This is a genomic window from Arthrobacter sp. MMS24-S77 (assembly GCF_054888235.1).
In genome coordinates this window covers 1,785,718-1,803,425 of record NZ_JBTZRN010000001.1, presented here as the reverse complement: position 1 = coordinate 1,803,425, position 17,708 = coordinate 1,785,718, and the positions used below count along the sequence as shown (strand labels likewise).

Sequence of the window (17,708 nt, the reverse complement as noted above, 5' to 3'; positions counted from 1 at the left end):
CCTAGAGAATGCCGAGGTTGCGCTTGAGCTCGTAGGGCGTGACCTGGAGCCGGTAGTCCTGCCATTCCGCACGCTTGTTGCGCAGGAAGTGGTCAAAGACTTGTTCGCCGAGGATGTCCGCCACCAACTCTGAGTCTTCCATGGCCCGGATGGCGTCATGGAGGCTTGCGGGCAGCGGCGTGTGGCCCATCGCTTTGCGTTCGGCCGAGGTCAGCGACCAGACGTCGTCCTCTGCTGCAGCCGGAAGCTCATAGCCTTCCTCGATGCCCTTGAGACCGGCACCCAGCAGCACGGCGTACGCGAGGTAGGGGTTCGTAGCAGAGTCAATCCCGCGGTATTCGATCCGCGCGGACTGGCCCTTGCCCGGCTTGTAAAGGGGCACCCGGACCAAGGCGGAGCGGTTGTTGTGTCCCCAGCTGAGGTAGCTCGGCGCTTCGCCGCCACCCCAGAGGCGCTTGTAGGAATTCACGAACTGGTTGGTGACGGCCGTGAATTCCGGAGCGTGACGGAGAATGCCCGCAATGAACTGGCGTGCGGTCTTGGACAACTGGAATTCGGCGCCGGCTTCGTAGAAGGCGTTGGTGTCACCCTCGAACAGGGAGAAATGTGTGTGCATGCCGGAGCCCGGGTGGTCCGTGAACGGCTTGGGCATGAACGTGGCGTAGGTGCCCTGCTGCAGGGCCACTTCCTTGATGACCGTACGGAAGGTCATGATGTTATCCGCAGTCTGGAGGGCGTCCGCGTAGCGGAGATCGATCTCGTTCTGGCCGGGACCACCCTCGTGGTGGCTGAATTCAACGGAAATACCCACGGATTCAAGCATGGTCACGGCCGTGCGGCGGAAGTCCTGTGCCACGCCACCGGGTACGTGGTCGAAGTAGCCGCCCTCGTCAACGGGAACAGGGACGCCGTTGGGGTCAAGGTCCTGGGACTTCAGGAGGTAGAACTCGATCTCGGGATGCGTGTAGCAGGTGAACCCCATATCCGCCGCTTTGGCGAGGGTGCGCTTGAGTACGTTCCGGGGATCGGCAGCGGACGGCTCGCCGTCGGGGGTCAGGATGTCGCAGAACATCCTGGAGGTCTGCTCTGTCTCACCGCGCCACGGCAAGATCTGGAATGTGGAGGGGTCCGGCTGGGCCAGCATGTCGGACTCGAACACCCGGGCGAGGCCTTCGATGGCCGAGCCATCAAAACCCAGGCCCTCTTCGAAGGCGCCTTCTACTTCTGCCGGGGCCAGTGCCACCGATTTCAGGGAACCGACGACGTCGGTAAACCACAAGCGTACGAAGCGCACATCACGCTCTTCGATAGTTCGCAGAACGAACTCTTGCTGGCGGTCCATGGGGCCTCATTTCCGGGTCAACGTCCATGCCGTGGATTCGAGGGTTCGAAGCCGACGACAACTCAGCATTCACTCTACTAAGCATTGGCCCGGAATGGCTGCACCCCCAGTTCGCGTAACACAGCGTTTACAAATGTGAGGCTCCTCATGCGCCGGTGGCTAGGACGGCCGGTACCGCATACGCTCTAGTCATGGCCCCAAGCAACAGTTCTGATTCCAGCATGCCCGCCGAAGTTCCCGCCCCTTACGGAACCGGGCCTTCCGCCGCAGGTTCAGCAGCGTCAACGGACGTTTCCGCCCCGAAGGCTCCTGCCAGGATCCGGACGCACCACCTTCAACAAGCCAAGGCCAAGGGTGAGCGCTTTGCCATGCTGACCGCCTACGAGCAATACACGGCTGAAATCTTCGATCAGGCCGGCATCGAGGTCCTCCTGATTGGCGATTCGGCTTCCAACAATGTCTTCGGAAACGAAACAAGCCTCCCCGTAACTGTCGATGAACTCCTCCCGCTGTGCCGGGCCGTGGCCCGATCCGCCAAGCGTGCTTTGGTAGTGGCCGACCTTCCCTTTGGCAGCTACGAAGTCTCGCCGGAGCAGGCCGTGGCGACCGGCGTTCGTTTTCTCAAGGAAGGGCTGGCACACGGCGTCAAGATCGAAGGGGGTGCGTTCTACGCCGGAACAGTCCGGGCCATGGTCCAGGCAGGCATTCCCGTCATGGCGCACATCGGATTCACGCCCCAGAGCGAACACTCACTGGGCGGCTACCGTGTCCAAGGCCGGGGTGATGACGCCACGCGCCTGATCGAAGACGCAGTTGCGCTCGCTAATGCCGGAGCGTTCTGTGTGCTCATGGAGATGGTTCCCGCGGAAACGGCAGCCGCCGTCGACGCCGCAATTGAAGTGCCCACTATCGGGATCGGCGCCGGCAACGCGACCACCGGCCAGGTGCTGGTGTGGCAGGACATGGCCGGTCTGCGCGGCGGAAAAATGGCCAAGTTCGTCAAGCAATACGCGGATCTGCGCACCACACTCAGCAATGCGGCCAAGGCGTACGCCGACGACGTCAGGTCCGGCCAGTTCCCTGGCCCGGAGCATTCCTTCTGACGGTCAGTCCTCGTCGTCCTTGTCCCAGGCTTCGTTGCGCGCCTTGACCTTTTCCAAGGCGTGCTCCGCTTCCTCGCGGGTCTTATAAGGACCGATCAGCTGGGTCCAGTCCGACAACGCGTCCTCTTCGATCTGGTGTGTCTGAACGTTGTACCAGTACTCCGCCACGGTTTCTCCTCTGCGAATCCCGCCGAAGCATTGGCGGGTGCTGTAGCCCTTCGACCGGGCTGTTATGTAGCTACTTAGTTACTTGCGTCTCGTGCGTCCCTTATATGATCAATCTATGCCTTCTCCCGCCCTGACCGCACCCATCGGCACGCTCACCCGAGGAACTGTCAGCCCACAGCTGCCTGTACCGGCGTCCATCCCGCGCCCGGAGTATGTCGGCAAGCCGGCACCGGCAAAGTTCACCGGTTCAGAGGTCAAATCGGCGGAAACCATTGAGAAAATCCGCGTCGCCAGCAAAATTGCGGCCCAGGCGATCGTCGAGGTCGGAAAGCACATCGTGCCCGGTGTCACCACTGACCAGCTTGACCGGATTGGCCACGAGTTCGTTCTGGACCACCACGCTTACCCGTCAACTCTCGGCTACAGAGGCTTTCCTAAATCCCTGTGCTCATCCCTCAATGAGGTCATTTGCCACGGCATTCCGGACAGCACCGTGGTGCAAGACGGCGACATCCTGAACATTGACATCACGGCCTATATCAACGGCGTCCACGGTGACACCAACTACACGTTTTTGGTGGGAGACGTGGACGAAGAATCCCGCCTGCTGGTTGAACGCACCCAGGAGTCGCTCAACCGCGCCATCAAAGCCGTGGCTCCCGGCCGCGAAATCAACGTGATCGGCCGGGCCATCCAGTCCTACGCGAAGCGCTTCGGCTATGGCGTGGTCCGCGACTTCACCGGCCACGGCGTTGGTGAGGCCTTCCACACCGGACTGATCATCCCCCACTATGACGCAGCGCCCGCCTACAACACCGTGATCGAGGCGGGCATGGTTTTCACGATTGAACCCATGCTCACCCTCGGAACGATCGAATGGGACATGTGGCCCGATGATTGGACCGTAGTCACCCGCGACCACAAGCGGACCGCGCAATTTGAGCACACCCTGTTGGTCACCGAGACCGGCGCCGAAATCCTGACTCTTCCTTAAGCTTCTCCGGAAGGTCACCCGCAGCCCTTCGCGCTGCGACATGCCCACCCCTCCTGCCACGAACGGAAACGCATTGACCAAGAAGGATGAGAAGATCCACAAGAACGGCCCCCTGATCGGCATCGATGTCGGTGGCACAGGTATCAAGGGCGGCATCGTCGATCTCAAAAAGGGCAAGCTGCTCGGGGACCGCCTACGTATCCCTACGCCGCAGCCCGCCACTCCCGAAGCCGTCGCCGAAGTGATCGCGCAAATCGTCGACGAATTGTCCGCCCGCGAGGACGCCCCGGCCAAGGGTTCGCCTGTTGGAGTGACCTTCCCGGGAATCATCCAGCATGGCGTGGTCCGCTCTGCCGCCAACGTGGACAAGTCGTGGCTCGACACCGACATTGATTCGCTTCTCACCAAGCGACTGGATCGCCCCGTCGAGGTCATCAACGACGCCGACGCGGCCGGCCTCGCGGAAGCCCGCTACGGTGCGGGCGAAGGCGTCGACGGCACCGTCCTCGTCATCACCCTCGGCACTGGCATCGGTTCAGCCTTCATCTTCAACGGGCACCTGGTGCCCAACGCCGAGCTCGGCCACCTTGAGGTGGACGGCCACGACGCCGAAACGAAGGCCTCCGCCGTCGCGCGTGAACGCGACGGTTTGAGCTGGGAAGAGTACAGCGTGCTGCTGCAGCGCTATCTCTCCCACGTCGAATTCCTGTTCTCCCCTGAACTCTTCATCATCGGGGGCGGCATTTCGAAGCGCTCGGACGAGTACTTCCCGCACTTGGACCTGCGTACCCGCATCGTCACGGCGGAACTGAAGAACGACGCTGGAATCGTGGGAGCGGCCCTGGACGTCGCCCTCCACCACAAGCTGGCCAAGTAGAGGTGATGCCGGTGGTGGCTGCGGCTTCCCCTCCGCTGCCACCACCGGAGCTAGAGGGAGCTCTTTTCCGAGCTCTTGCCTTTGGCGCCCTTCGCCGAGTTCTGCGCGGCTGCAGTTTCAGCCTCGTGGCGAAGAAGCGAAATGGCGGATTCGAAGTCCTCCAGGGATTCGAAGGCTTGATAAACACTGGCAAAACGCAGGTAAGCCACCTCATCCAGTTTCTGGAGCGGTCCGAGGATGGCCAATCCAACCTCATGGGCGTCAATTTCGGCCGCACCGGATGAGCGGATGTTCTCTTCGACCTCCTGCGCCAGCATGGCGAGGTCGTCCTCGGTTACGGGCCGGCCTTGGCAGGCCTTGCGCACGCCGTTGATGATCTTTATCCGGCTGAACGGTTCCCCCACCCCGGAGCGCTTGATGACAGACAAGCTGGTGGTCTCCACGGTGGTGAAACGGCGTCCACATTCAGGGCACTGCCGCCGACGGCGGATGGCGGAACCGTCGTCGGCCATTCGACTGTCCACGACGCGCGAGTCAGGGTTCCGGCAGAACGGACAATACACGCTGGGCCTCCCCTGCTCGGTTCCGGCCCGGGCGTCCTGGCGGCAGTATCGGCCAGGGACGCAAAAGGTGCCGGAAGTTTGACTTCCGGCACCAGTTTACGGCTACATACGGGCTAATGACAATACTGTAATTACTATATGTAGTGGTTGTTACCCATACATGTAGTGGTTAGGCACCCGCAAAGCGAATCTTGACCGCGTCGCCGTGGCCGGGAAGGTCCTCGGCGTCAGCAAGGCTCACAATGTGCTTGCTGACCTCCTCCAAGGCAGCTTTGTTGTAGTTGATGACTTGGACGGCGCGGAGGAATGTTGTCACGTTCAGGCCCGAAGAGAAGGCTGCGGTACCACTGGTGGGCAACACATGGTTGGAGCCCGCACAGTAGTCGCCGAGGCTGACCGGGCTGTAGTCCCCCACAAAAATCGCCCCTGCGTTGCGGATTCTTGCCGCGACGGCGGCTGCATCCGCCGTCATGATTTCCAAGTGTTCGGCTGCGTATGCGTCGCAGACCGCAATGCCCTGCTCAAGATCGTCAACCAGCACCACGCCCGATTGCGGTCCGGACAACGCGGTGCGGACCCGTTCGCCGTGCTTGGTGGTCCCTGCCTGGAATGCGAGTTCCCGCTGCACGGCCGAGGCGAGTTCCTCGGAATCGGTGATCAGCACCGAGGCCGCTTTGGGGTCGTGCTCGGCCTGGCTGATGAGGTCCGCCGCCACGAGCGACGGGCGGGCCGACTCGTCGGCCAGGATGGCGATCTCCGTGGTGCCCGCCTCTGAGTCGATCCCCACGACGCCTTTGACGAGGCGCTTGGCGGTAGCCACGAAGATGTTGCCGGGGCCCGTCACAACATCCACGGGCTCGATGGACTCCTCATGGCCAGCTCCCGGGATCCCGTAGGCAAACGAAACAATCGCCTGGGCACCTCCGATGGCATAGACCTCGTCAATTCCCAGCAATGCGGCAGCGGCCAGGATAGTCGGGTGGGGCAAGCCGCCAAAGTCCTTCTGCGGCGGGGAGGCCAACGCGATCGACGCGACTCCCGCAGCCAGCGCGGGAACGACGTTCATGATGACCGAGGACGGGTACACGGCCAGCCCGCCGGGAACATACAGTCCCACGCGGCCCACCGGTAGCCAATTCTGGCTGACGACGGCGCCGTCCCCCAGTTCCACGTCCACGTTAGCCGGCCGCTGGCCGTCGGCGAAGCGGCGGGCACGGCTGATCGATTCCTCCAGGGCGGCCCGGACAGCCGGATCGAGGTTTTCGAGGGCCCCGGCGAGGGCGGCAGCGGGCACGCGGGGGTGGGACTGTTCCACGCCGTCGAACGCCAGGGCCAACTCACCAAGCGCTTCAAAACCGCGGGAGCGGACGGCGCTGATGATATCCAGGACCTTTTGCTCCGCGTCCGCCGTGGTCTGATGCTCCGCCCGGGGCACCGCGGCGCGCAGTTCCGCCAAGGTCAGGGAGCGTCCGCGCAAGTCAATGCATCGGAACTCCAGGGACTGGGCGGCGGTGTCGGCAGGATTCTCCGGAGAAATGGTCACCAGATCATTTTACGGGGCGTGCGGCGATTCCTCCGGCTGCTTTCCCATCAGGCCGAAAAGAGTCAGGAGAAATGTCACGAGGGCCGTCGCTCCCGGCCACAGCAAAAGAGCCGCCATTGCCCGCAAAGAGAACCCTTCACTTCCACTCGCCACGGCCCTGGAAGCGGAACCCCACCACTGCGCCGCCAAAAGGCCCACCTGCCAGGCCACCAGGGCACCCGCCAAGCCCCCGAGAACAGCGAAAAGAGTTCTCATGCCCTGACCCGGACTCCGTACCTTGCTGTCGAGCAGGACAGCCGTGAAGCAGCCGGCCAGAAGCAGCAGTCCGGCCAAGACCAGGTCCCGCGGAAATCGCCCCGCAGATGCGGAGGGATCGGCGAGGGCGGAATTTCCGGAAATCAGATTGAGGCCGCCTGGAGCCAAGAGCCACCATGCCAGGCCCAGTCCGATGCCCGAAGCGGCTGGTACGGCGAGCCATAACCACCATCTGCGGTCTCGCGGGTCCGTGTCCGTCGCGGGGACGGACTCGAGGAGGTTCGATGTTGGCTTGGTCATGACACAAACATTAACAAACGTTTCTGGACGCTCAACAAGCGAGCGCACCGGCAGGTGGCGGAATACGCTGAACCCACCAGCGTTAATACCAATAGGTCATGCAGGAGATCGAGCACAGTGGGTTCGGATAAATCGGCTTTTGAAGGAACGTTCAAGCAAATGTTCCGCCGGCATGCCGCCGGGGTTGCCATCATCACTGCGGACCTCAACGGCACGCCTTTCGGCTTCACCGCGACGTCGGTGGCGTCACTGTCGGCAGAGCCCCCGCGTTTTACCTTCAACATGTCGCGCAGTTCCAGTTCCTGGCCCGCGGTGGCGAATTCCACGTATATCGGCCTGCACATGCTGGGCCTTGAGAACCAGGCACTTGCCGACCGTTTCGCGCGTACCCAGGAACGGTTTGAAGGCGATCATTGGGAACCCGGACCTTTCGATGTCCCCATATTGAAAAACGTGGCCGGCTGGCTGATCGGCAAGATCCAGATGCGCCTGTCCTTCGAAAACAACGCGATCGTGGTGGTGGAAGTTGTTGACGGGCTTGTTGGCGAGGACGACGCTCCCCTCCTCTACCACTCCGGTTCCTACAGCCAACCGGTTCCGCTCGACTATGAAATCTGAGTAACGGAGCGAAATCTGAGTAGCGGAGCGTCGCCGGCTGGCTAGCTCGGGTGGCCGCGCCCGATCAACTGTCCAGGCAGGTCGGGCCGAGAAGTACCTTAAGGTCACCGAAAAGGGATGGCGTGGGGTTGACCCGCAGGTGCACGGGCAGGCCCATCACTTCGACCTTGGAATCACCCTGCAAGTGGAGCCTGACCTCGGAGTTGCCCCGGTGGGTGTTCAGGACATCGCGAAGATCCGTGACCACAGCCTCGGTTGCCTTGTAGGTGGGCATCGTAATGACCAGTGGCCCGTTGGTGCTTTCGCTCAGGTCCGGGACTGAGAGTTCCATGCAGTTCAGGGTGACCGCACCGTCGTCACGCCGCTGCAGGCGGCCCTTGACCACGACAATCAGGTCCTCCGCGAGGACCGAAGCGATGGGCCCGTAGACCTGGCCGAAGAACATGACCTCGATGGAAGCGCCGAGGTCTTCGATCTCCGCCCGCGCGTAGGCGTTGCCGCTTGCCTTGGCGATCCTTCGGCTGAGCGAGGTGATCATGCCCGCAATGGTGACGATGGCGCCGTCGTGCGGCCCGTCTTCTCCCAGGATCGAAGTGATCGACTGCTCGGCATGCTGGCTCAAGACGCCCTCGAGCCCTTGCAGAGGATGGTCCGAGACATAGAGTCCGAGCATGTCCCGCTCAAAAGCGAGCTTGTCCTTTTTCTCCCATTCCGGCAGGTCCGGGATCTCCGTGCTCAAAGAGGCCTGGGGCTCTTGGTCCTCGAATCCGGCGAAGAGATCGAACTGGCCGATTGCTTCATTTCGCTTCAGCGTGATGACGGAGTCGATCGCTTCTTCGTGGACCATGGCCAGCGCACGGCGGTGGTGGCCCAAGGAGTCGAATGCACCGGCTTTGATGAGGGATTCGATCGTGCGCTTGTTGCAGACTACCGCTGGAACCTTCATGAGGAAGTCCTTGAAGGAGGTGTAGGAGCCCTCGCTCTCACGGGCCGCCACCATGGCTTCCACGACATTGACGCCGACGTTGCGGATCGCCCCCATTCCGAAACGGACGTCAGTACCCACAGGCGTGAAGTTGAGGCTTGACTCGTTGACATCCGGCGGCAGGACGGTGATCCCCATGCGTCGGCATTCATTGAGGTAAATGGCCGATTTGTCCTTGTCATCGCCCACGGAGGTGAGCAGGGCGGCCATGTATTCGGGAGCGTAGTGGGCCTTCAGGTACGCAGTCCAGTAGGAAATGACCCCGTAAGCGGCCGAGTGCGCTTTGTTGAAGGCGTAGTCGGAGAACGGGAGCAGGATGTCCCAGAGGGTCTTCACGGCTTCCATGGAGTAGCCGTTGTCCTGCATGCCTTGGGAGAATCCAGCGAACTGCTTGTCCAGTTCAGACTTCTTCTTCTTGCCCATGGCACGGCGCAGGATGTCGGCCTGGCCAAGTGAATAGCCGGCCAGCTTCTGGGCCACGGCCATGACTTGTTCCTGGTACACGATCAGGCCGAAGGTCCCGCCCAGGATGTCCTGCAGGGGCTCCTCAAGCTCCGGGTGGATGGGAATGACCTCCTGGATCTTGTTCTTGCGGAGGGCGTAGTCAGTGTGCGCGTTGGCGCCCATGGGGCCCGGCCGGTAGAGCGCCAGCACGGCGGAGATGTCTTCGAAGTTGTCGGGCTTCATGAGCTTGAGCAGGGACCGCATGGGTCCGCCGTCGAGCTGGAACACGCCCAAGGTGTCACCGCGCGCCAGGAGGTCATACGACGCGGCGTCGTCCAGCGCCAGGTTCTCCAGATCAAGGTCAACGCCGCGGTTCATCTTGATGTTTTCCAGGGCATCGGAAATGATCGTCAGGTTCCTCAGTCCGAGGAAGTCCATCTTGATCAGGCCAAGGCCCTCGGACGTCGGGTAATCGAACTGCGTTATGACCTGGCCGTCCTGGATACGGCGCATGACAGGAATGACGTCGATGATGGGATCCGAAGACATGATGACGCCTGCGGCGTGCACGCCCCACTGGCGCTTCAGTCCTTCAATGCCCAGTGCGGTCTCGAAGACCTTGGCAGCCTCGGGGTCCGTGCTGATGAGCTGGCGGAAGTCTCCGGCCTCGCCATAGCGCTTGGCCTCCGGGTTCTGGATGTCCGCAAGCGGGATATCCTTGGCCATCACGGCGGGCGGCAGGGCCTTGGTGAGCTGTTCACCCATGCTGAACGGGTATCCGAGCACGCGGGAGGAGTCCTTGAGCGCCTGCTTGGTCTTGATGGTGCCGTAGGTGACAATCATGGCCACGCGCTCGTCGCCGTACTTCCGGGTGACATAGTCGATGACCTCGGAGCGGCGACGATCATCGAAGTCGACGTCGAAGTCAGGCATGGACACACGGTCCGGGTTGAGGAAGCGCTCGAAAATCAGGCCGTGTTCGAGGGGATCGAGGTCGGTGATACGCATGGCGTACGCCACCATGGAGCCAGCACCGGAACCACGGCCCGGGCCCACCCTGATCCCGTTGTTCTTGGCCCAGTTGATGAAGTCAGCAACCACCAGGAAGTAGCCCGGGAAACCCATGGATGTGATGACGTCAAGCTCATAGTCGGCTTGCTTGCGCACCTTGTCCGGGACGCCCTTGGGGTAGCGGTAGTCAAGACCCGTGGCGACTTCCTTGACCAGCCAGGACGTCTCATCCTCGCCCGGCGGGCAAGGGAACCGCGGCATGTAGTTCGCACCCGTGTTGAAGGACACCTCACAACGCTCCGCGATCAGGAGGGTGTTGTCACAGGCCTCGGGATGATCGCGGAACAACTCACGCATCTCTTGCGGCGACTTCAAGTAGTAGCCACTACCGGAGAAGGCGAAACGCGAGCCGCCATTGTCATAGGTGGGCTCCAGCAGCGTGGAGCCCGACTGGATGGCCAACAAGGCCTCATGGGCCTTGGCGTCATGCTCATGCGTGTAGTGGAGGTCGTTGGTGGCCACGAGCGGAAGCTTCAGCTCCTTGGCCAAGCGCAGCAGGTCGCCCGTGACCCGCCGCTCGATGTCGAGGCCATGGTCCATCAGTTCACAGAAGTAGTTTTCCGCACCAAAGATGTCGCGGAACTCCGACGCCGCCGCGAGGGCCTCACGGTATTGCCCCAATCGAAGCCGGGTTTGGACTTCACCGGAAGGGCACCCGGTGGTCGCGATCAGGCCCTCGGAATAGGTGTTCAGCAACTCCCGGTCCAAGCGCGGCCACTTGCCGAACACCGAGTCGAGGGAAGCGATCGAGGACGCCCGGAACAGATTGCGCATGCCGACGTTGTTGTAGCTCAGCAGTGTCATGTGGGTGTAGGAACCACCACCGGAAACGTCATCCTTGCGCTGGCTCTCGTCGCCCCAGCGGACGCGCTCCTTGTCGCCGCGCGCCGTTCCCGGCGTGACATAGGCTTCGACGCCGATAATCGGCTTGATGCCCTTGTCGGTGGCCTTCTTCCAGAAATCGAAGGCACCGAACAGGTATCCGTGGTCCGTGGTGGCAAGCGCAGGCATCCCCAGCCGCTCGGTCTCATCGAACAATTCGGTGAGCCGTGCCGCACCATCCAGCATGGAGTATTCGGTGTGGGTGTGCAGATGGACGAACGAGTCATTGCTGGAAGTCACCACGACAGTCTACCGGCAGGGGTCGCCCGGATGGAGTGCCGCGCTTGGGGCGTAAATCCGCCCTACGCGTTGCCGCTCTCGAGAAGCTCCAGCGCGTACTGCAGGTCTTCCGGGTACTGGCTGGTGACTTCCACCCAGTCGCCGGTGCGGGGGTGGTTGAAGCCAAGCCGGCGCGCGTGCAGCCACTGCCGGGTAAGTCCCAGGTTTGCAGCCAGGCGAGGGTCTGCTCCGTATGTCAGATCGCCTGCGCAGGGATGCCGCAGGGCCGAGAAATGGACCCGGATCTGGTGTGTCCTGCCGGTCTCAAGGTGGATTTCCACGAGGGTCGCCTTGCCGTACGCTTCGAGGACTTCGTAATGCGTCACCGAGGGACGGCCATCCTCGATCACCGCAAACCGCCAGTCATGCCCCGGGTGGCGTCCGATGGGGGCGTCGATGGTGCCTTCCAGGGGATCCGGCAGGCCTTGGACGACGGCGTGGTACACCTTATCCACCGTGCGCTCCTTGAAGGCCCTCTTGAGCACCGTGTAAGCATGCTCTGTCTTCGCCACCACCATGACGCCTGACGTTCCTACGTCGAGGCGGTGGACGATGCCGGCCCGTTCAGGCGCACCGGAGGTTGAGATGCGGTATCCGGCCCCGGCGAGGCCACCGACCACGGTAGGACCGACCCATCCCGGCGACGGATGCGCCGCCACGCCAACAGGCTTGTCGATGACGACAAAGTCCTCATCGTCCAACAGGATCTTCAGGCCTTCCACGACTTCCTCCACGACTTCCAAGGGATCCCGGCGTTCGGGAACGGTGACTTCCAGCACGGAACCGGCAAGGAGCTTCGCCGACTTGCCCACAGCAGCCGATGTGCCCGCCGTACTTGCAGCGACGGTCACGTTGCCCTCGGCGATCAGCAAGGCAGCCGCGGAACGGGAGATATCCATGAGTTTCGCGAGTCCAGCGTCCGCCCTGGCCCCACCCAGTTCTTCGGGAACAACGAATTGCTCAGACATCGCCGGAGTCCTCGCCTTCGGGCGTCGCAGCACGGGATCGGGCAGAGTGCGGGCGGGAGCCGTCCAAGCCAATCCCCCGCAGGCTCAGGAGGCAGATGATCACGACGCCGGAAACCACCGCGGAGTCGGCGATGTTAAAAATAGCGAAGTTGGGCAGCTGGATGAAGTCCACCACGTGGCCCATGGCGAAGGAGGGTTCGCGGAAGAGCCGGTCCGTGAGGTTTCCAAGTGCTCCGCCCAGGAGCAATCCGAGGGCAAGCGCCCACCAGGCTGATCCCAGTCGACGCAGCTGGAACAGGATCGCCACGGACACAGCAGCCATGATGATCGTGAAGACCCACGTGACGTTTTCGCCGATGGAGAAGGCCGCCCCGGAGTTGCGGATGTAGTACCAGTGCAGCAGCGGAGGCAAGACGGGGATCCGTTCGCCCTCCACCATGGTGCTGGTGACCCAGAGTTTGGTCAGCTGGTCGAAGGTGTACGCGAAGACGGCGAAGCCTGCGAAAACCCAGAGCAATGCGGGGCGCCACGTGTGGACTTTGGTGCGGAGCGGCTCCGTGGTGCCGTCAGTTTGTTCGTCGCTCATAGTACTTTCATTCGGTAACCGTAGGCTTCTGGCGCCTTAACAGGCGAAAGCCGGTGGCCGGGAATCCCCAGCCACCGGCTTTCAGAATACTTGCTAGACCTCTGCGGCGGCTTCGCCGACCTCAGGGGCCGCGACGGAGCCGCGGGCATCCAGGTCACGCAGCTGGCCTTCGATGTAGGCCTTCAGGCGGGAGCGGTAGTCGCGCTCGAAGCCGCGGAGCTGCTCCACCTTGCGTTCGAGGACGGAGCGCTGCTGCTCGAGAGCACCAAGGATCTTGCGGGACTTGTCCTGAGCGTCATTGACAAGGCTGGAGGCTTCGATCTGTGCCTCCGCGATGATCTTTTCCTTCTGCTGCTCGCCGTCAGCCACGTGCTTGTCATGCATCTGCTGAGCCATGGCCAGCAGACCGGCTGCGGACTCTGCGGAGGGAGACCCGGCCGAAGGCGCGGCCGGGGCCGGAGCGGCGGCAACGGCCGGTTCCTTCTTCTTGTCAGCCTCGGCCGCCTTCGCTTCGGCTTCTGCCTTGGCCTGTGCGTCCTTGTCGGCCTTGACCGGTGCGGGCACCTTCTCGACCACGGGGGCGGTTGCTGCGCTGGCAGGAACCGGGTTTCCGCCTTCGGCGAGCTTCTTGCGCAGCTCGTCGTTCTCTTGGTTCAAACGCCTCAGCTCGACGACGATTTCGTCGAGGAAGTCATCGACCTCGTCCTGGTCGTAGCCTTCGCGGAACTTGGTCGGCTGAAAGCGCTTGTTGACAACGTCTTCTGGCGTCAAAGCCATCTGGTCACCTCGTTGGTCTAGTTAGTCAGTAGGCCTTCCGGCCGTTCAAAACTACGGTACCTAAATATCATCTGATTCCCCCAATTCAACACCATCGTGTTGGACCGAAAGATTGCAGTCCCCGTGCCGAAGAAAAAACTGAGCGTCGGCCCGTGGACTGCGGAAAAGCTACGCCAGCGTGTAGACGAAACCCATCGCGATGCTGACGACAATAAACATGATCAAAAACGCCAGGTCAAGGGATACCCCACCAAGCTGCAGGGGTGGAATAAGCCGGCGGATCCGTTTCAGGGGCGGATCAGTGACGGAATAGACTGCATGCGCCGCCACCAAGGCAGCGCCACGAGGGCGCCACTGGCGCGCAAACATCTGCACCAGATCAAAGACGAGCCTGATGATGAGGGTGACCAGGAACAGCAGCAGTGCGATGTAGATAAGGCCGAAAACAATGCCCACGGGTTAGCTCAAATCTCCTAGTTCGCCACTTCTCGGTCAGTCCCTCTATTGCAACACAGATGCCAGGCAGATCGCTCCGCCTGGCATCGTTGCTGTTGGTGCTAGCTCTGGTTGAAGAAGGTTGCCTGTGCTTCGCTGACCTTCTTGTCGTCGCCAAGGACCTCGACGTACGACGGCGACAACAGGAAGACCTTGCTGGTGACGCGCTCGATGCTGCCGTGGAGCCCGAAGACCAGGCCAGCAGAGAAATCGACGAGGCGCTTGGCATCTGCCTCACCCATGTCGGTGACGTTCATGATCACGGGGATGCCGTCCCGGAAGCTCTCTCCGATGATCTTGGCGTCGTTGTAGGAGCGGGGATGGACGGTGGTGATCTGCCTCAGTCCGGAGGCGTCTTCGCGGCTCGATGCCGCACGCTTGATAGGTGTCACGGGTGCGCGGTATTCCTCTTCGGCGACAGGGGGGCTTCACGAACTACTTCACGTACAGGTGCAGGGGCGCGGCGCTCTTCGCGATGGTGGTCAACAGACCGCTCCTCGTCCGTGTGCTGCACGTGCTGCTCAGACTCGTAGTGTTCATCGCCATCGGCGAGCCCAAGATAAACCATTGTCTTGCGCAGTGCGCCAGCCATGCTGGACTCCTATCGTGTCTGCAGTAGGCGGGCCGCCCATGACTTGACATAGCTGAAATCCCGGCCCGTCGCTTCCAATACTTTGACGCTACCCCACCCGTGGACGCGAACCGAGAATATCCGAACCAATTCGGAGGTGTGTCGCACCGAATTGGACAGCAGATTCGAGGTCCTGGCTCATCCCGGCTGAAATCCCCACAGCTTCCGGATGCAGGCCCCGCAGATCCGTGGAAATGGCGGCGAGCTTCTCAAATGCTTCCTCGGGAGGCGCTCCGAGGGGAGCAACGGCCATCACACCGGCCAGTCGCAGTCCGGAAGCGGTGGCGATGGCTTCTGCGAGTCTCTCGACGTCGGCCGGCGCGGCGCCGCCGCGGTGAGTGCCGGCGTCGTCCTCAAGACTGACCTGAATGTAGCAATCAAGATCCGGCCTGCCGGACTCTTCCTGCTGCCGCGCAATAGCCTTGGCCAGGGCTTCGGCGAGCTGCGGACGGTCAATCGACTGGACGGAAAACGCGTACTTCGCCACGGACTTGGCTTTGTTGCTTTGCAATTGACCGATGAAGTGCCAACGCACGGCAAGTCCGGCAAGCTCCGCGGACTTCCCGGCCGCCTCTTGATCCCGGTTCTCACCGACGTCGGTCACTCCGAGGGCCGCAAGCCGGGCGACGTCCGCTGCTGGATGGAACTTGCTGACGACTATCAGCTGCGGTTCCTCGCCGCGCCCCGCCGCGCGGGTTGCCGCAGTAATCCTTTGCCGGACGGCCGCGAGACGTTCCCGCAGTTCGGCGGTCCGCGGATCAGTGTCGGCGGTGCCCGCTGCCGGGACAGTTTCACTCATGCGTCCACACCAAACCCGCGAAGCGACCGGTTTGCTGACTGCGTCGGTACGAGTAAAGCCGGGCGGTCTCCCGCGTGCACTCCCCCGAGTATTCGACCACGACGTCGAGCGCCTTCAGTTGGGCCCGCACGCCGGCCGGCAGGTCCAACGCGGGCGTACCCCACGAGGTAGTGGACCAGGTTTCCGGCACAACGGCCGCGACGTCTGCACGCAATTGATCGGGAACTTCGTAACATTCGCCGCAGATCGAAGGACCCAGCCAGGCGCTGATGGTCCTTGCGCCGTGGCTTCGCATTTCGGCAACCGTCGACGAAACGACGTCCGCCGCAACGCCGGGGCGGCCGGCGTGGGCTACCGCCAGGACAGGCTCCATGTTGCCCTGCCCCTCGCCCAAAAACACAATGGGGACACAATCTGCCACCATGACCGCGAGCGGCTGCCCCATCGACACCATGGCGTCAGCCGTTGGTCCGTCACCGTGCGCAGTGATGAATTCGACGGTTTTTCCGTGTACCTGGTTCATGTATTGGAAATGCCGCTCGCCGAGCCCCGCCGCTGCTTCCAGCCGGGCCCGGCGCGCCATCACATCGTCAGGATTGTCCGCCACGTGCAGTGCGAGGTTGCCCGCGTCGATATCGGAGAAGGCGACCGAAACTCCAGGTCGCACTTCTTTTCGCCACCAAAACACTGCTGACTAACTCTCCTGAACAGCTTGATATGGACGGACTACTTCAAGAAGTCCGGAACGTCGAGGTCGTCGGTCCGGCTGCCCGAAAGGTCCGGTTCGACGACTGCCGGGAGGTCCACGTCGAAACCGGAGTCAGCCGGCAAGGCGGAGGGGCGCTGCTGACCCCAGTTGCTCAAGCCGGAGGCACCGACGCCCGCTGCAACGTGCTGCGGGGCCGAGTACGCGGGGGCGGCCGCAGGCACGGCGGGACGCTCCGGAGTTGAAGGAGCCTGGTGCTGGCCCGGCTGCTGGGAAGCCGACTGGTTCATCGACGGTGACGTGGCTTTGACGTCGTCAAAACCAGCGGCGATGACCGTGACGCGTGCCTCGTCGCCGAGGGCATCGTCAATGACGGCACCGAAGATGATGTTGGCCTCGGGGTGGGCGACTTCCTGCACGAGCCGTGCGGCTTCGTTGATTTCGAACAGGCCGAGGTCCGAGCCGCCCTGAATGGAGAGCAGCACGCCGTGGGCGCCGTCGATCGATGCTTCCAGGAGTGGCGAAGCGATGGCGAGCTCGGCAGCCTTGACAGCGCGGTCTTCACCGCGTGCAGAGCCGATACCCATGAGGGCCGAGCCTGCACCCTGCATGACGGACTTGACGTCGGCGAAGTCGAGGTTGATCAGGCCAGGGGTGGTGATGAGGTCCGTGATGCCCTGGACACCGGACAGCAGTACTTGGTCAGCGGAACGGAAAGCGTCCAGGACGGAGACGTTACGGTCGCTGATGGAGAGGAGACGGTCGTTGGGGATGACGATGAGGGTGTCGACTTCGTCGCGCAGGGCGTCAATTCCAGCTTCGGCCGAACCGGCACGCCGGCGGCCTTCAAAGGTGAAGGGCCGGGTGACGACACCGATGGTCAGGGCGCCGAGCGAGCGTGCGATCCGGGCCACGACGGGGGCGCCGCCGGTTCCCGTGCCGCCGCCTTCGCCTGCGGTGACGAAGACCATGTCGGCTCCGCGGATAACTTCTTCGATCTCATCGGCGTGGTCCTCGGCGGCCTGGCGTCCGACGTCGGGGTTGGCGCCGGCTCCCAGACCGCGGGTGAGTTCGCGTCCGACGTCGAGCTTGACGTCGGCGTCACTCATGAGCAGAGCCTGGGCATCGGTGTTGATGGCGATGAACTCGACGCCCCGAAGGCCGACTTCGATCATTCGGTTAACTGCATTCACGCCACCGCCGCCGATGCCGACGACCTTGATGACGGCCAAGTAATTCTGCGGTGCTGCCACGTTTCGTGCCCCTTGCTTGTGTCCTATAGCGAAACAGATCGAGTCCAACTTGAATTCTTGGACCTTAAC

Annotated in this window: 17 protein-coding genes and 1 pseudogene; 4 read left to right on the top strand and 14 right to left on the bottom strand. The window is 62.5% G+C overall.

Translation table 11 applies throughout. The features are described from left to right. Window position 1 precedes the first annotated feature (1 nt). Window positions 2–1,342 carry a type I glutamate--ammonia ligase gene (glnA, locus tag ACX5I4_RS08235; RefSeq protein WP_395801940.1) on the bottom strand — a complete coding sequence of 447 codons (1,341 nt, stop codon included), beginning with the start codon at window positions 1,340–1,342 and terminating at the stop codon, window positions 2–4. 191 nt (window positions 1,343–1,533) lie between these two features. Here glnA and panB point away from each other — a divergent pair, with 191 nt between their 5' ends. Further along, the gene (panB, locus tag ACX5I4_RS08230; RefSeq protein WP_461836248.1) at window positions 1,534–2,445 is read left to right on the top strand and encodes a 3-methyl-2-oxobutanoate hydroxymethyltransferase; all 912 of its coding nucleotides are present in this window, start codon (window positions 1,534–1,536) and stop codon (window positions 2,443–2,445) included. A gap of 3 nt (window positions 2,446–2,448) precedes the next feature. On the opposite strand, the gene ACX5I4_RS08225 is transcribed toward panB, so the two are convergent. Further along, the gene (locus ACX5I4_RS08225) at window positions 2,449–2,613 is read right to left on the bottom strand and encodes an SPOR domain-containing protein (RefSeq protein WP_268022860.1); all 165 of its coding nucleotides are present in this window, start codon (window positions 2,611–2,613) and stop codon (window positions 2,449–2,451) included. Between the two features lie 115 nt (window positions 2,614–2,728). On the opposite strand from ACX5I4_RS08225, the gene map reads away from it, so the two are divergent. Beyond that, window positions 2,729–3,607 (top strand): type I methionyl aminopeptidase, encoded by an 879-nt coding sequence (gene map, locus ACX5I4_RS08220; RefSeq protein WP_461836247.1) that lies wholly within the window; start codon window positions 2,729–2,731, stop codon window positions 3,605–3,607. Window positions 3,608–3,680: 73 nt separating this feature from the next. After that, the gene (gene ppgK, locus ACX5I4_RS08215) at window positions 3,681–4,484 is read left to right on the top strand and encodes a polyphosphate--glucose phosphotransferase (protein ID WP_461836246.1); all 804 of its coding nucleotides are present in this window, start codon (window positions 3,681–3,683) and stop codon (window positions 4,482–4,484) included. Window positions 4,485–4,534: 50 nt separating this feature from the next. Here ppgK and nrdR read toward each other — a convergent pair whose 3' ends face one another. The 3 genes from nrdR to ACX5I4_RS08200 form a co-directional block, all read right to left on the bottom strand. Then, the gene (gene nrdR, locus ACX5I4_RS08210; RefSeq protein WP_461836245.1) at window positions 4,535–5,047 is read right to left on the bottom strand and encodes a transcriptional regulator NrdR; all 513 of its coding nucleotides are present in this window, start codon (window positions 5,045–5,047) and stop codon (window positions 4,535–4,537) included. A gap of 169 nt (window positions 5,048–5,216) precedes the next feature. Continuing rightward, complete coding sequence (hisD, locus tag ACX5I4_RS08205; protein ID WP_461836244.1) at window positions 5,217–6,590, bottom strand: histidinol dehydrogenase; 1,374 nt, start codon at window positions 6,588–6,590, stop codon at window positions 5,217–5,219. A 9-nt stretch (window positions 6,591–6,599) separates the two neighbouring features. Next, window positions 6,600–7,145 (bottom strand): hypothetical protein, encoded by a 546-nt coding sequence (locus ACX5I4_RS08200; RefSeq protein WP_461836243.1) that lies wholly within the window; start codon window positions 7,143–7,145, stop codon window positions 6,600–6,602. A 159-nt stretch (window positions 7,146–7,304) separates the two neighbouring features. On the opposite strand from ACX5I4_RS08200, the gene ACX5I4_RS08195 reads away from it, so the two are divergent. Then, window positions 7,305–7,763, top strand: a complete 459-nt coding sequence (locus tag ACX5I4_RS08195) for a flavin reductase family protein (protein WP_461836242.1) — start codon at window positions 7,305–7,307, stop codon at window positions 7,761–7,763. A gap of 64 nt (window positions 7,764–7,827) precedes the next feature. On the opposite strand, the gene dnaE is transcribed toward ACX5I4_RS08195, so the two are convergent. The 9 genes and pseudogenes from dnaE to ftsZ form a co-directional block, all read right to left on the bottom strand. Further along, the gene (dnaE, locus tag ACX5I4_RS08190) at window positions 7,828–11,385 is read right to left on the bottom strand and encodes a DNA polymerase III subunit alpha (protein WP_461836241.1); all 3,558 of its coding nucleotides are present in this window, start codon (window positions 11,383–11,385) and stop codon (window positions 7,828–7,830) included. 62 nt (window positions 11,386–11,447) lie between these two features. Further along, window positions 11,448–12,392, bottom strand: a complete 945-nt coding sequence (locus tag ACX5I4_RS08185) for an RluA family pseudouridine synthase (protein WP_461836240.1) — start codon at window positions 12,390–12,392, stop codon at window positions 11,448–11,450. Beyond that, complete coding sequence (lspA, locus tag ACX5I4_RS08180; RefSeq protein ID WP_461836239.1) at window positions 12,385–12,978, bottom strand: signal peptidase II; 594 nt, start codon at window positions 12,976–12,978, stop codon at window positions 12,385–12,387. The genes ACX5I4_RS08185 and lspA overlap by 8 nt, the downstream gene beginning before the upstream one ends. 93 nt (window positions 12,979–13,071) lie before the next feature. Beyond that, on the bottom strand, window positions 13,072–13,755 hold the full coding sequence (locus ACX5I4_RS08175) for a DivIVA domain-containing protein (RefSeq protein ID WP_461836238.1): 684 nt from the start codon (window positions 13,753–13,755) through the stop codon (window positions 13,072–13,074). A gap of 168 nt (window positions 13,756–13,923) precedes the next feature. After that, window positions 13,924–14,211, bottom strand: a complete 288-nt coding sequence (locus ACX5I4_RS08170) for a YggT family protein (protein ID WP_461836237.1) — start codon at window positions 14,209–14,211, stop codon at window positions 13,924–13,926. A gap of 101 nt (window positions 14,212–14,312) precedes the next feature. Next, window positions 14,313–14,842 (bottom strand): annotated as a pseudogene (locus ACX5I4_RS08165) (cell division protein SepF). Between the two features lie 88 nt (window positions 14,843–14,930). Further along, window positions 14,931–15,680 carry a YggS family pyridoxal phosphate-dependent enzyme gene (locus tag ACX5I4_RS08160; RefSeq protein WP_461836236.1) on the bottom strand — a complete coding sequence of 250 codons (750 nt, stop codon included), beginning with the start codon at window positions 15,678–15,680 and terminating at the stop codon, window positions 14,931–14,933. Then, window positions 15,673–16,368 (bottom strand): polyphenol oxidase family protein, encoded by a 696-nt coding sequence (locus tag ACX5I4_RS08155; protein WP_461836235.1) that lies wholly within the window; start codon window positions 16,366–16,368, stop codon window positions 15,673–15,675. Before ACX5I4_RS08155 ends, ACX5I4_RS08160 begins: the two co-directional genes overlap by 8 nt. A 38-nt stretch (window positions 16,369–16,406) precedes the next feature. Next, window positions 16,407–17,639, bottom strand: coding sequence for a cell division protein FtsZ (gene ftsZ / locus ACX5I4_RS08150; RefSeq protein WP_461836234.1), 1,233 nt, complete (start codon window positions 17,637–17,639; stop codon window positions 16,407–16,409). Window positions 17,640–17,708 lie beyond the last annotated feature (69 nt).

Bases quoted from the DNA above. Each gene is read 5' to 3' on its own strand.
- glnA (WP_395801940.1), bottom strand. From the start codon at position 1,342: ATGGACCGCCAGCAAGAGTTCGTTCTGCGAACTATCGAAGAGCGTGAT.
- panB (WP_461836248.1), top strand. From the start codon at position 1,534: ATGGCCCCAAGCAACAGTTCTGATTCCAGCATGCCCGCCGAAGTTCCC.
- map (WP_461836247.1), top strand. From the start codon at position 2,729: ATGCCTTCTCCCGCCCTGACCGCACCCATCGGCACGCTCACCCGAGGA.
- ACX5I4_RS08200 (WP_461836243.1), bottom strand. From the start codon at position 7,145: ATGACCAAGCCAACATCGAACCTCCTCGAGTCCGTCCCCGCGACGGAC.
- ACX5I4_RS08195 (WP_461836242.1), top strand. From the start codon at position 7,305: ATGTTCCGCCGGCATGCCGCCGGGGTTGCCATCATCACTGCGGACCTC.
- ACX5I4_RS08185 (WP_461836240.1), bottom strand. From the start codon at position 12,392: ATGTCTGAGCAATTCGTTGTTCCCGAAGAACTGGGTGGGGCCAGGGCG.
- lspA (WP_461836239.1), bottom strand. From the start codon at position 12,978: ATGAGCGACGAACAAACTGACGGCACCACGGAGCCGCTCCGCACCAAA.
- ACX5I4_RS08175 (WP_461836238.1), bottom strand. From the start codon at position 13,755: ATGGCTTTGACGCCAGAAGACGTTGTCAACAAGCGCTTTCAGCCGACC.
- ACX5I4_RS08160 (WP_461836236.1), bottom strand. From the start codon at position 15,680: ATGAGTGAAACTGTCCCGGCAGCGGGCACCGCCGACACTGATCCGCGG.